The 12,918-nt window shown below is 72.0% G+C and carries 12 protein-coding genes; 9 read left to right on the top strand and 3 right to left on the bottom strand.

Going from position 1 to position 12,918, the window contains the following annotated elements; translation table 11 throughout:
• From ctaD to Q7W29_01930, 3 genes are all read left to right on the top strand, one after another.
• Positions 1 to 1,623 (top strand): cytochrome c oxidase subunit I (gene ctaD / locus Q7W29_01940; GenBank protein ID MDO9170572.1); only part of this gene is annotated, 1,623 nt, incomplete at its 5' end.
• Complete coding sequence (locus Q7W29_01935) at positions 1,620 to 2,462, top strand: cytochrome c oxidase subunit 3 family protein (protein MDO9170571.1); 843 nt, start codon at positions 1,620 to 1,622, stop codon at positions 2,460 to 2,462. The genes ctaD and Q7W29_01935, both read left to right, overlap by 4 nt.
• A gap of 28 nt (positions 2,463 to 2,490) precedes the next feature.
• A complete protein-coding gene (locus Q7W29_01930) occupies positions 2,491 to 2,832 on the top strand; it encodes a cytochrome C oxidase subunit IV family protein (protein ID MDO9170570.1) in 342 nt (113 codons plus the stop codon).
• Positions 2,833 to 3,067: 235 nt separating this feature from the next.
• On the opposite strand, the gene Q7W29_01925 is transcribed toward Q7W29_01930, so the two are convergent.
• Positions 3,068 to 3,787 (bottom strand): histidine phosphatase family protein, encoded by a 720-nt coding sequence (locus Q7W29_01925; GenBank protein MDO9170569.1) that lies wholly within the window; start codon positions 3,785 to 3,787, stop codon positions 3,068 to 3,070.
• A 181-nt stretch (positions 3,788 to 3,968) separates the two neighbouring features.
• On the opposite strand from Q7W29_01925, the gene Q7W29_01920 reads away from it, so the two are divergent.
• From Q7W29_01920 to Q7W29_01910, 3 genes are read left to right on the top strand one after another with little or no spacing between them, the layout of a single operon-like run.
• Positions 3,969 to 5,141: a methyl-accepting chemotaxis protein gene (locus Q7W29_01920; protein MDO9170568.1), complete on the top strand. Its 1,173-nt coding sequence runs from the start codon at positions 3,969 to 3,971 to the stop codon at positions 5,139 to 5,141.
• A 35-nt stretch (positions 5,142 to 5,176) separates the two neighbouring features.
• Complete coding sequence (locus tag Q7W29_01915) at positions 5,177 to 5,605, top strand: bacteriohemerythrin (GenBank protein MDO9170567.1); 429 nt, start codon at positions 5,177 to 5,179, stop codon at positions 5,603 to 5,605.
• A 10-nt stretch (positions 5,606 to 5,615) separates the two neighbouring features.
• Positions 5,616 to 6,056, top strand: a complete 441-nt coding sequence (locus tag Q7W29_01910) for a hemerythrin domain-containing protein (protein ID MDO9170566.1) — start codon at positions 5,616 to 5,618, stop codon at positions 6,054 to 6,056.
• A gap of 5 nt (positions 6,057 to 6,061) precedes the next feature.
• Here Q7W29_01910 and Q7W29_01905 read toward each other — a convergent pair whose 3' ends face one another.
• On the bottom strand, positions 6,062 to 8,302 hold the full coding sequence (locus tag Q7W29_01905; protein MDO9170565.1) for a heavy metal translocating P-type ATPase: 2,241 nt from the start codon (positions 8,300 to 8,302) through the stop codon (positions 6,062 to 6,064).
• A gap of 170 nt (positions 8,303 to 8,472) precedes the next feature.
• Here Q7W29_01905 and Q7W29_01900 point away from each other — a divergent pair, with 170 nt between their 5' ends.
• Positions 8,473 to 9,846, top strand: a complete 1,374-nt coding sequence (locus Q7W29_01900) for a phosphomannomutase (protein ID MDO9170564.1) — start codon at positions 8,473 to 8,475, stop codon at positions 9,844 to 9,846.
• Entirely contained in the window at positions 9,843 to 10,667 is an 825-nt protein-coding gene (locus Q7W29_01895) for a phosphodiester glycosidase family protein (GenBank protein ID MDO9170563.1), read from the top strand. Before Q7W29_01900 ends, Q7W29_01895 begins: the two co-directional genes overlap by 4 nt.
• 27 nt (positions 10,668 to 10,694) lie before the next feature.
• Here the strand turns inward: Q7W29_01895 and Q7W29_01890 are convergent, their stop codons facing one another.
• The gene (locus tag Q7W29_01890) at positions 10,695 to 11,846 is read right to left on the bottom strand and encodes a hypothetical protein (GenBank protein ID MDO9170562.1); all 1,152 of its coding nucleotides are present in this window, start codon (positions 11,844 to 11,846) and stop codon (positions 10,695 to 10,697) included.
• Between the two features lie 192 nt (positions 11,847 to 12,038).
• Here Q7W29_01890 and Q7W29_01885 point away from each other — a divergent pair.
• Positions 12,039 to 12,918: NYN domain-containing protein (locus Q7W29_01885; GenBank protein ID MDO9170561.1), on the top strand; the 880-nt coding region annotated here is incomplete at its 3' end.

Genomic DNA, 12,918 nt, shown 5'->3' with positions numbered 1-12,918 from the left:
AACTACCTGAACTGCAGCCACGGCTTCCGCTCGTGGTTCTTCACGCTCGACCACAAGCGCATCGGCGTGATGTACCTGGCCTCGATCCTGTCCTTCTTCCTGCTGGGCGGCATCCTGGCCCTGCTGATCCGCACCGAGCTGCTGACGCCGACGCGCACGCTGATGTCGGCCGACGACTACAACAAGGTCTTCACGCTGCACGGCGCGATCATGATCTTCCTGTTCATCATCCCGGGCATCCCGGCGGCGCTGGGCAACTTCGTGCTGCCGCTGATGCTCGGCGCGAAGGACGTGGCGCTGCCGCGGCTCAACCTGGCCAGCTACCACCTGTACCTGGTCGGGGCGCTGATCGCGGTGCTGTCGATCGTGCAGGGCGGGGTGGACGCCGGCTGGACCTTCTACGCGCCCTACTCCACCACGACCAACACCGCGGTGGTGACGCTGACCTTCGGGGTGTTCGTGCTGGGCTTCAGTTCGGTGTTCACCGGACTGAACTTCATCGTCACCATGCACAAGATGCGGCCGGCGGGCATGGGCTGGTTCGACATGCCCCTGATGCTGTGGGCGCTCTACGCCACCTCCATCATCCAGGTCCTGGCCACGCCGATCCTGGGCATCACCATGGTGCTGCTGATCGTCGAGCGCGTGATGGGCATCGGCATCTTCGACCCCGCCCTGGGCGGCGACCCCGTGCTGTACCAGCACTTCTTCTGGTTCTACTCCCACCCGGCCGTCTACATCATGATCCTGCCGGCGATGGGCATCATCAGCGAGGTGGTGTCGGTCTTCAGCCGCAAGCACATCTTCGGCTACCGGGCCATCGCCTACTCCAGCATCGCCATCGCCGCCTTCAGCTTCCTGGTCTGGGGGCACCACATGTTCACCAGCGGCCAGTCCGAGCTGATGAACATGATCTTCAGCGCGCTGACCTTCAGCGTCTCGATCCCCTCGGCCGTGAAGATGTTCAACTGGCTGAGCACGATGTACAAGGGCTCCATCCGCTTCGACACGCCGATGATCTACGCCCTGTCCTTCATGTTCCTGTTCGGCATCGGCGGCCTGACCGGCCTGTTCCTGGGCTCGCTGGCCACCGACGTCCACCTGCACGACACCTACTTCGTGGTGGCCCACTTCCATTACGTGATGTTCGGCGGCACGGTGATCGCGTTCCTGGCCGGCCTGCACTACTGGTGGCCCAAGATGTTCGGGCGGATGTACGACGAGAAGTGGGGCCGGATCTCGGCGATCATCATCTCGGTGGGCTTCAACATCACGTTCTTCACCCAGTTCGTCATGGGCAGCCAGGGCATGCCGCGGCGCTACTACGCCTACGTGGACAAGTTCGAGCCCTACCACGTGATCTCGTCGATCGGCAGCTACCTGATGGCCGCGGGCTTCTTCATGACCGCCTGGTACCTGGTGAAGTCGCTCTACCGGGGCCGCCCGGCGCCGGCCAACCCCTGGGGCGGCGGCTCCATGGAGTGGCAGGCCGCCTCGCCGCCGGTGCTGCACAACTTCACGGACGAGCCCGTGGGCGGCGACCCCTACGACTACTCGAACCAGGCGTACGACCCCGCGATCGGCGGGTACGTGCTCCGCAAGACCGAGGTGTCCGACCGATGAGCACCGCGCACGAGGGACGCGACGAGCACGCCGATCCCCACCTGCAGCACCATTTCGGCTCCATGGCGCAGCAGTACGATTCGGGCAAGTTCGGCATGTGGCTGTTCCTGGTCACGGAGGTCCTGCTGTTCGGCGGGCTCTTCTGCGCCTACGCGGTCTACCGGGCCAACCACCCCGAGATCTTCGCCTACGCGCACCAGTTCCTGGACAAGACCCTCGGCGGCCTCAACACGCTGGTGCTGATCGTCAGCAGCCTCACCATGGCGATGGCCGTGCGCTGCGCGCAGCTGGGCCAGCAGCGCCGCCTCAAGCAGATGCTCGCCGCGACGCTGCTCTGCGCCTGCGTCTTCCTGGGCGTCAAGGGCGTCGAGTACCAGCACAAATGGAAGCACGGTCTGCTCTGGGGAACGCGCTACGTGCCCCAGGGCGAGACGGTGTCGCCGGCGGCGACGACCGCGACCACGGTCGAAACGACGGCCGCTACGGCTGCGGCCCCCGCCGACGGCGGCACGACCCTGCCGCACGCGGCGACCGGACCGGAGGGCCTGGCCGACCGCCCGCAGGCCGGCCACGGCGACGCGGCGCACGGCGGGCACGGTCCCGCGGGTCCGGTGCCGCGCAACGTGCATCTGTTCTTCGGCATCTACTTCGTGATGACCGGTCTGCACGGCATCCACGTCCTGGCCGGCATGGTCGCCATCGTCTGGCTGCTGCGGCGGTCCGCGGCGGGCGAATTCGGGCCGGAATACTTCGCGCCGGTCGACTTCGTCGGCCTCTACTGGCACCTGGTGGACCTGATCTGGATCTTCCTCTTCCCGCTGCTCTACCTGATCCATTGAGCGGCGGACCGCGGGAGGCGGCACGAGCATGAGCAAGCACCAAGAAGGCCCGTCTTACGCCCACGTCGTGCCCGTCAGGACGCTGCTGGGCGTGTTCGGCGCCCTGATGTTCCTGACGGTCCTGACCTACGCCGTGACCTACGTCGACCTGGGCGCCCTGAACATCTGGGTGGCCCTGGGGATCGCCGTGGTCAAGGGCACCCTGGTGGCCCTGGTCTTCATGCACCTGCTGTGGGACAAGAAGTTCTACGCCGTCGTGCTGGTGAGCGCCCTGCTCTGCGTGATGATCTTCATCGGCATCGCCCTGCTCGACAGCGGCCAGTACCAAGCCGACCTCATCCCCGGTTTCGCCCCCGCGATCACCCCGTAGGCTCTGGCCGGGACATTGTCCCTGCCCATGCAGTGTTGCGACTTGGATCTGCACATCCTGCCGTGACAGGGGACGCTCGTCGGGCACTTCCTGTGCCCGCCTCGCTTGCCCTTCCGGCCCTTCCGCCATCCTGGCTTCAGGGCCTGCAGGACACCCCTGTCACGGCAGGATGTGCAGATCCAACTCGAACAGCAGCATGGGCATGGGCAGGACAAGATCCTGACCAGAACCGATCTTATTCGGGGCCGAGGGCGGCTTCGACGGCGGCGGGGTCGGCCGGGGTGCCGGGGTAGGTCCGCAGCGGGAAGGGGATGTGGCCCGCGTCGGCGAAGGTCACCAGCCGGCACGTCCCGTCGGAACGCACCTGGATCACCGTCAGGCTGCAGTTGGCGATGCTCATGCCCAGCCAGGCCTGCGGGTCCACGTCCAGCGCGCGGCAGACGAACCAGCGGATGACGTTGCCGTGGCAGACCACGACGTCGTGGGCGTCGCGGTCCGTGGCCGGCCGGACCAGGCGGTCCCAGGCGGCGGCCAGCTCCCGCTCGCAGGCCTCGGCTTCGCCCGGCTCCAGATCCGCCATGATGTCGGCGCGGCGGGTCGACGGCGTGCACTCGCGCACGTCGCGGTGGAGTTCGAGCGCCGGCCCCGGCAACCGCTCGTCGATGATCGCCGCGGTCTCGCGGGCCCGCGTCATGCTGCTGGCCTGCAGCGTGGTGAATCCGATCCCCAGCGAAGCCAGGAGGTCGCCGGCCAGCGCGGCCTGGTGCCGGCCGAGGCGGTCCAGGCCGCAGCCGACGTCCTCGTCGCAGTCCTCGTCGTGCTCGTACTCGCCGTGACGGATCAGGTAGAGGTGGCGGACGGGCTCCGCCTGCGCCGGCCACCCGGCCTGCAGGTCCGCCGCCGCCGTCAGCAGGGTCAACGCCAGGACCGTCGTCGCGACCGCTTTCGTCCTCATCGCTCTCCTCCCCGGGAATCATCCGCCCCCGCGTGCCGACCGACACCCCGAGGCTAGGCGAACCGGGGGCGCCCGTCGAGCCTCAAGCTATTGCCGCGCCTGCCGAAGACAGGAACGGGAACGGGTGTCCGCGGCCGGAGCGGGCGGCCGCTCCCGGATCGCCCGTCACCGGAGGCCGCCCATGTTTTCTGGAATGTCCCTGCGCACGAAGCTGCTGACCGCCGGGGTCAGCGTCACGATCGCGCCGCTCGCGGCGCACATGCTGATCGACCGCGACCACATCGGGCCGAACATGCTGCTGACCAGCCTGGCGGCGGTGGTCCTGGCCGTGTTCGTCTGGTCGTTCGTGGCCAGGAGCATCAGCCGCGACCTCTGGCTGGTGGCGAAGCGGCTGGGTGGGGCGAGCGCCCACATGGTCACCGCCTCGCGCCAGGTCGCGGGCGGCGGGCAGCACACGGCGCAGAACGCCGTCGACCAGGCGGCCAACCTGCAGGAGGTGACGGCCACCCTCGCGCAGCTGGTCGGCATGACGGGCCGCAACGCCGACAGCGCCCGCGAGGCCAACCGCGAGGCCGGCGAGGCCTGCCGCGAGGCGGCGTCCGGCAGCGAGGCGATGAGCCGGCTGGCCGGCACGGTCGGGCGCATCAAGTCCGCGGCCGACGAATCGGTGAAGATCGTCCGCAACATCGACGAGATCGCGTTCCAGACCAACCTGCTGGCGCTCAACGCCGCCGTCGAGGCGGCCCGGGCCGGCGACGCGGGCCGCGGCTTCGCGGTCGTCGCCGAGGAGGTGCGCAACCTCGCGCGGCGCAGCGCCGAGGCGGCCAGCACGACCACGGCCCTGATCGAGGAGTCGCGGGTCATCGCCGCCGACGGCGTGCGGGCGTCCGAGGAGGCGGCCGCGGTGCTGCGGCGCATCGCCGGCGGCGTCGAACGCGTCAGCCACCTCGTCCGGCAGGTCGACACGGCCAGCAGCGAGCAGTCGCGCGACCTCGTCCAGATCAACGAGACGGTCGTGCGCATGGACCGGGTCGTGCAGAACAACGCCGCCGGGGCCGAGGAGTCGGCGGCCGCCAGCCAGGAGCTCGCGGGCCAGGCGGCGCAGCTGCTCGACCTCGTCTCCGACCTGGAGCGCGTGGTGCGGGGAGTGGAGCCCCGTGCCGCGAGCCTATCGGGCCGGGAGCGTCCCGCTTCGCCGCCGCGCCCCACGCCGCCGCGGCCGGCGCCGCTGCAACCCCGCGCCGCGCGACGGATCCCGGCGGATCCGGGCTTCGAGCGGGCCGCGGCCCTCGACGACGACGACTACCTGGACCTCGCCACGGCCTGGGACGACACGAGCCGGCTCGAAGTCTGAACGGACCGAGCGGGCCGGCAACGGAAGGAACGCCCATGAGCGCCATCGTGTGGAAGGACGATCTGGAACTGGGTCTGCCGCTGATCGACGAGCAGCACCGGCGGCTCGTCGACCGCTACAACGAACTCGCCGCCGCCTACCGGCGCCGCGAGGCGGACGCGGAACTCGCCCACCGGCTGGGAGTCCTGCTGGATTGCGCGGCCGTCCATTTCGTCTCCGAAGAGACGCTGATGGAGGAGCTGGGCTACGTCGGCCTGGCGGAGCACCGCGAGGAGCACCAGGACCTGCTGCAACGCGTGCGGCGGTTCCAGACCGTCCTGGCCGAAGGCCGGCAGACCGTCACCCTGCCGGTCCTGCAGTACCTCCAGCACTGGCTGCTCGGCCACATCCGCGGTGCCGACGCCGATTTCGGCAAGGCCGCCCGCCGGGTCGTCGCCGAGGCCCTGGTCGCCCAGCCGAGTTGAGGAGGCCGCCGTGAGGCCGCTGGAATGGGACGTGCGGTTCGGCACGGGGCTCGCGGCGCTCGACGCGGACCACCGCGAGTTCCTCGCCCTGCAGAACGGGTTGCTCGAGGCCCGCGGCTGTGGCCGCGGGCACCGCGTGCTGCACCAGGTCCTGGAGCAGCTGATCGCCTGGGCCGAAGTCCACCAGGCGCGCGAGGAGGCGATGTTCGACGCGTCCGGCTACCCCGCCGCCGCGCGGCACCGCGCCGAGCACGCGCGGCTGCTCGCGTCGGCGCGCAACCTGCGCCAGCGGCACGCCCTGGACCTGGAGCGCCTGACGCGCGCGGTGCTGGGCCTCTTCGACTACTGGTGGAAGCGCCACATCCTGGAGCACGATCTGGAATTCGGCCGCTACCTGGCTGCGCCGGCGCCGACGGTGTCCGCGGACGTGACGGTCGACGCTACGGTTTAATCCGCTCAGGCGAGCCGGCGCCGTCCCAGGCGCAGGCTGTTCAGCACCACCGATACCGAACTGAAAGCCATGGCTGCGGCCGCGAGCATGGGGTGGAAGTCCCGCAGCGCGGCGGGCAGCCCGCCCGCGCCGTGCAGGGCGCCGGCCGCCACCGGGATCAGCACCAGGTTGTAGCCGAACGCCCAGGCCAGGTTCTGGCGCACCGTGCGCATGGTCAGCCGGCTCAGCTCGCGGGCCCGCCGCACGGCGTCCAGGCCGCCCCGCACCAGGGTCACGTCCGCGGCCTCGATGGCGATGTGGCTGCCGTGCCCCACGGCGAAGCCCACGTCGGCGGTCGCCAGGGCGGGCGCGTCGTTGACGCCGTCGCCGACCATCCCGACCGTGCAGCAGTCCGCGAGGAACCCGCCCACGACGGCGGCCTTGTCCTGTGGCGTCGCCGAGTCGAACACCTGCCCGATGCCCAACTCCCGCGCGACGGCGGCCGCCGCGAGCGGCCCGTCGCCCGTCAGCATGATCACGTCGACGCCGAGCGCCTCGAGGTCCTGGACGGCCGCGGCCGCCTCCGGGCGCAGCGTGTCCCGCACGGCGACGAGCCCGTCGACGTTCCCGTCCACCTCGACCAGCATCACGGTCCTGCCCTCGCCGGCCAGCCGGTCGGCGGCTGCCTGCAGGTCGGCGGGCGCGCCCAGCGGCGCGATCCAGGCGGGCTTGCCCACGCGCACGTCGCGACCGTCGACCACCGCCGTGACGCCGTGGCCGGGCACCGCCCGGAACGAGGTCGCGGACGGCGTCGCGTCGTGCCGGAGGCCCGCGGCCAGGGCCCGCCCGACCGGGTGTTCCGAAGGGGATTCGGCGGCCCGCACCAGCGCCGCGAACTCGTCCGGGGTCGTGCCCGAGCCCGCGGCCACGATCCAGTCGGTGGCCTCGGGCCGGCCCTCGGTGAGCGTGCCGGTCTTGTCCACCAGCAGGGTGTTGACGCGGTGGGCCCGCTCCAGGGCGGCGGCGTCGCGGAACAGCACGCCGTGGCGGGCGGCCAGCCCGGTGCCGACCATCACGGCGGTGGGCGTCGCCAGACCGAGGGCGCAGGGGCAGGCGACCACCAGCACCGCGATCAGGCGCGTCAGGGCCGGCGCGAAGTCGCCGCCGAAGATCCACCAGCCCGCGAAGACGAGCAGGGCCAGACTCGCGATCGCCGGCACGAACACGGCGGCGACCCGGTCGGCCAGGCGCTGCACCGGCGCCTTGCTCTGCTGGGCGCGGCGGACCAGGGCGGTCACGCGCGCCAGCGCGGTCTGCTCGCCCACGGCCGTCACGCGCACGGTCAGCAGGCCGTCGCGGTCGATCGAGCCGCCGAGGACCTCGTCGCCGGGAACGCGGTCCGCCGGCAGGGGTTCGCCGGTGAACATGCTCTCGTCCACGGCGGCGATCCCCTCGCACACCAGGCCGTCGACGGGGACGCGTTCGCCGGGCCGCACGCGCACCACGTCGCCGGGCCGCAGGTCGGACACCGGCACGTCGCGCTCGACGCCGTCGCGCAGCAGGGTGGCCCGCTCCGGCGCGAGGGCCAGCAGGGAGGCGATGGCGTCGCCCGCGCGGCCGCGGGCCCGGGCCTCCAGCAGCTTGCCCAGGCGCACCAGGGTCAGGATCACCGCCGCGGTCTCGAAGCCGGGATGCCCGCCGAGACCGGGCGCGACGAGCAGCGCGACGGCGTGCAGGTAGGCCGCGCCGGCGCCCAGCGTCACCAGCGTGTCCATGTTGGCGGCGCCGGCGCGCAGGCCGCGCCAGGCCCCCACGTAGAAGGTGCGCCCGGTCACCAGTTGCACGGGCGTGGCCAAGGCGCCCAGCAGCCAAGGCATCCAGGCGGCGTGGAGCCAGGGCGCGGGGAATCCCAGGTCGCGGGCCATCGAGAGCAGGAACAGGGGGACGGTGAAGACGGCGCCGACCAGGAATTCGCGCCGGTGGCCGGCCTCCTCCAGGCGACGGGCCGCCCGACCCGCCTCCTCGGCGGTCGTCCCCGGCGCGGGCAGCACCAGTTCGAAACCGGCGGCGGCGACCGCGGCGGCCAGTGTGGCGGCCTCGACGCGAGCGGGGTCGTAACTCACGGTGACGGTGTTGTCGGCGAGGTTGACCGCGGCGTCGAGCACGCCCGGCGTGTCGCGGGCGAGCGCCTTCTCGATGGAGGCGGCGCAGCCGGCGCAGTGCATCCCGAGCACGGGGAGGGTGGCCTGGACGGGCTGGTTCGGCAAGGGGGCCTCCGGGGTTGGGGATCGCCCCATGATAGCGGCGATCGGCCGGCCGACCCAGTCCGATCCCGGCGTTGTGGGGCCGTGGGTGCCCGGCCTTGACGCGGCGCCCGCCTGTGCCGACAATGCCCGTTCGAGTCCCCGGCCGTCCCCGAAGCGGAGGTTTGCGAGTCGTGCCGTCCCTTCCCTCCTGCATCAAGGCCTACGACATCCGGGGGCGGGTCCCGCAGGATCTCGACGCGGACCTGGCGCACCGTCTGGGGCGGGCCCTGGCCGCCCGGATCGGGGCCGGGACGCTGGCCGTCGGTCGCGACTGCCGCACCAGCAGCCCCGACCTGGCGGCCGCCGTCGGCGCCGGCCTCGCCGAGGGCGGCTGCGACGTCCGCGAACTCGGCCTCTGCGCCACCGAACAGGTCTACCACGCCGTGATCGCCGGGAAGCTGGCCGGCGGCGTCATGGTCACCGCCAGCCATAACCCGTTGGGCTGGAACGGGATGAAGATCGTGTCGGCCGATGCGGTCCCCGTCAGCGGCGACAGCGGCCTGCACGCGATCGGGCGCGCCGCCGTCGAAGGCGGCTTTCCCGTCGCCCCGCGCCGGGGCTCGACATCGCCGCTGGACGTCGGCGGCGAGTACCGGGATTTCCTGCTGGGGTGCGTCGATGCCAAATCCCTGCCGGCCCTGACCATCGTCGCCGACGCGGGGCACGGCTGCGCCGGTCCCGTGCTGGACCTGCTGGAGCCGCACCTGCCGGTGAAGCTGATCAAGCTGCGCCACGAGCCCGACGGGACCTTCCCCACGGGCGTGCCCAACCCCCTGCTGCCGGAGAACCGCGCCCTGACGGCGGCCGCCGTCCGCGAGCACGGCGCCGACCTCGGGCTGGCCTGGGACGGCGACGCCGACCGCTGCTTCTTCTTCGACGAGACCGGCGCGTTCGTCGAGGGGTACTACCTGGTCGGCCTGCTCGCCCGGGCGGCGCTGCGCCGCGAGCCCGGCGGCCGCATCGTGCACGACCCGCGGCTGGTCTGGAACACGATCGACACGGTGCGGGAGGCGGGCGGCGTGCCGCTGCAGAACAAGACCGGCCACGCCTTCATGAAGGAGCGGATGCGCGCCGAGGACGCCGTCTACGGCGGCGAGATGTCGGCCCACCACTACTTCCGCGAATTCCGCTGGTGCGACAGCGGCATGCTCCCTTGGCTGCGCGTGCTCGAGGAGATGGGCCGCACCGCCCAGCCGCTGTCGGCCCTGGTCGGGCGGATGCAGTCCGCCTACCCGGCCAGCGGCGAGATCAACCGGCGCCCGGCGGACCCGCAGCGGGCCGTGGCGGCCGTCGCCGAACGCTGGCGCGACCGGGCGGTCGCGGTGGACCGCACCGACGGTCTCTCGCTGGACCTGGGGGAGTGGCGCCTGAACCTGAGGGAGTCGAACACCGAGCCGGTGCTGCGCCTGAACGTGGAATCGCGCGGCGACGCGGCGCTGATGCGGGAGATGACCGACGCGGTCCTGGCCGTGATCGACGGGGCCGGCGGCGGGGGCGCGTCGTGACGGCGGCGCGCGCGCTCGCGGGCGCCCTGTGCCTGGCCGCCGTCGCGGCGGCGGTCCCGTCCGCGCGCGCGGCGGGCTGGCGGGAGCTGGCGCCCGGCCTGGAGCTCGGATCCTTCGCGCTGCCGGGCGGCAAGGCGTCCGACGGGGAGCCCCTGCACGTGGTGCGGCTCGACCCCGAACGCTGGGAGCTGGTGCTGCTGAACGCCTCGGCGCCGGGCGAGGGCGAGGCGCACTCGGCCCGCGACTGGTGCCACCTGAAGGGCATGACCGCGGCCGTGAACGCGAGCATGTACCAGGCCGATCACCTGCGAAGCGTCTCGCTGATGCGCACCCGCACCCACGTGAACAACGCCTACGTGTCGCCCGACAACACCGTGCTGGCCTTCGACCGGCGCGACGCGGGCGTGCCGCACGTGCGCATCATCGACCGCACGTGCGAGGACTTCGCCGCCGCGGCGGCCCGCTACGGCACGCTCGTCCAGAGCATCCGCATGGTGTCGTGCGACCGGGACAACACCTGGGAGCCGCAGGCGCGCCGCACCAGCGCGGCGGCCATCGGGGTGGACGGTTCCGGCCGCCTGCTGATGATCCACTGCCGCAAGCCGCTGCCGACCCACGACCTGGTCGAGCACCTGCTCGCCCTGCCGCTCGACCTGAAGCAGGCGATGTACGGCGAGGGGGGCTACCAGGCCCAGCTCTACGTGGGCGTGGGCGGGCGGGAGTACCAGTTCGGGGGCGGCTTCGACGACGGCCGCAACCCCGGCGATCCCGACCGGCAGGCGTGGCCGCTGCCGAACGTGGTGGCCGCGCGGCCGCGCTGACGACCGCGCCGGCGCCGCCGGGCGCGCTCAGAAGACGCCGCTCCACTCCCCGTCGCGCATGATCTCGCGATCGCCGTCCGGCCCCTTGAGCGTCACCGACAGGACCGCCACCGCCGGCTGCACCTGCGGGATGTAGACCCGGTCGAGGTGCACCACGGCGTCAGGCCCGCTGAAGTCCGCGGGACCGACCGCCCCGCCGAAGTGGTCGCTGCGGCCGAAGGCGATGTGCAGCCCGAGCTTCTCGTCCAGCAGGATGCTGCCGACCGGTTCCAGGCCGAAATCCCCGAGCACGCCCAGCCCCAGCTCCGCCAGGTTGGCGTAGGCCGGCTCCGCGACGATGAGCGCGGCCTCCGCCGTGCTGTGCGGCCCCTCGCTCAGGACCGCGACCGCCTTGTTGCCCTCGATCCGGTAGACCACCACCTCGTCGTCGAACTGCACGGGCAGCTCGCCGCGGCTGCCGCTGGGGTCGCCGGCCAGCTCGCCCTCGTAGGGCACGATGTAGGTCTCGCCGCTCGGCAGGTTGCCGGCGACGCCGTTGTGCGGGAACAGCCCGCCCGAGGCGTGGGCCGTGCGGTGGCGCAGGTCCAGGCGCAGGGTGCGGGTGCGGCCGCCGGCCCGGGTGACGACGGTCGCCGCCGTCGCCGGGTCCAGCAGCGCCTTGAGCCGGTCGACGCGGCGGTTGACCTCGGCGTAGTCGATCTGCAGGGCCGGGATCATCGCGGGCAGGAAGCCGGGCATGGTGGCCGCGCGCAGGGGGTGGGAGCGCGCCGCGACCTTCAGGGGCGCCGTCGCCGACAGCTCCGTCGGTGCCAGCAGGAGGCTGTGTCGCGCGAACAGCTCCGCGAAGGGGATCGCGCCCGCGGCGGGCAGCTCGTCGGCGTGCCCGTAGGCGATGGTGCCGTCGCCGGGGTGGCAGAGGGCCGGCAGGTCCGCGTTGTTGCCGCCCGCGTTGCGGTACCAGGCCAGGGTCGTGCGCGGCAGGCCGGTTGCATCGGCGGCGGCGCCCAGCCGGCGGACCCAGTCGGCCGCCATGGCGCGCCGCGCCGCCCACTCGGGGTTGTCGGCGAGCCTGGCGTCGGGCAGGTCGACCAGCACGGCCAGGCCGCGGTCGGCGGCGGTCGGGACGAAGACCCGGCGGACGAGGCGGACGAGGTCGTCGGTGCTGAGGGCGGCGTTCACGCGGGGTCCTTTCGGAACGGGTGGGATGACGCGATCATGATAGCAGCACGGGCGTTCCGGCCCAAGGACGGCGTCGCGCCCGCCGGTCGGCGGCAGATTCCGGTAGCGGCGCGCCGCATCCCGGCACTATGTTCGGGGCGTCCGCCGGAGCGCAGGCCGCTCCGCACCCCCTTCGCGCCTCCGAGGAGCACCATGGCAAGCGAACGCGACATGAATCTGGCCCTGTTCCTGGACTTCGACAACGTGGCGATCGGCGCCCGCGACGCGCGGCAGCGCTTCGACATCCACGTCGTGCTCGAGCGCCTGCTGGAGAAGGGCAAGATCGTCGTCAAGAAGGCCTACGCGGACTGGAGCTACTACCAGGACTACATGTCCGACCTGCACGGCGCCGCCATCGAGATGATCGAGGTGCCCAGCTCCCGCATCAGCGGCAAGAACAGCGCCGACATCCGCATGGTCGTCGACGCCATGGACCTCTGCTACAGCAAGGACCACATCGACGCCTTCGTGGTGATCTCCGGGGACAGCGACTTCTCGCCCCTGGTCTCGAAGCTGCGCGAGAACGACAAGAGCGTGATCGGCGTCGGCATGAAGGGTTCCAGCTCCGAGCTGCTGATCCGCAACTGCGACGAGTTCATCTTCTACGACGACCTCGTCCGCGAGCCGGTGGCCGTTGAGGCCGTCAACATGGACGCCGTGCCGTCGGACAAGAAGAAGCTCTTCAACCTGCTGGTCGCCACGATCGAGGGCCTGGTGCGCGAGCACAAGGGGCCGCTCTACTCGTCCCTGGTCAAGGACACGATGAAGCGCAAGAAGCCGGACTTCAACGAGCGCACCTGGCGCTACTCGTCGTTCAGCGACCTGCTGGAGGAGGCCATGTCGCTGGGCCTGATCACCGTCGAGCGCGACGAGCGGGCCGGCGGCACGCTGGTCGTCACGGCGCTTCTCGCGGCAGGCTTCGTCCTCGTCGCCCTGCGTCCCGGCACGAAGGCGGCGGCCGACCCGAGGATTCGGGCCCTCGTCTATCTCTGGATCGGACAGAACGTGATCCTCGTTCTGTCCGCCATGCTCC

The organism is bacterium (assembly GCA_030654305.1).
Taxonomy (GTDB): domain Bacteria; phylum Krumholzibacteriota; class Krumholzibacteriia; order LZORAL124-64-63; family LZORAL124-64-63; genus PNOJ01.
The sequence above is the reverse complement of the archived record's forward strand: the minus strand, read 5'-3'. Positions and strand labels throughout refer to the sequence as shown.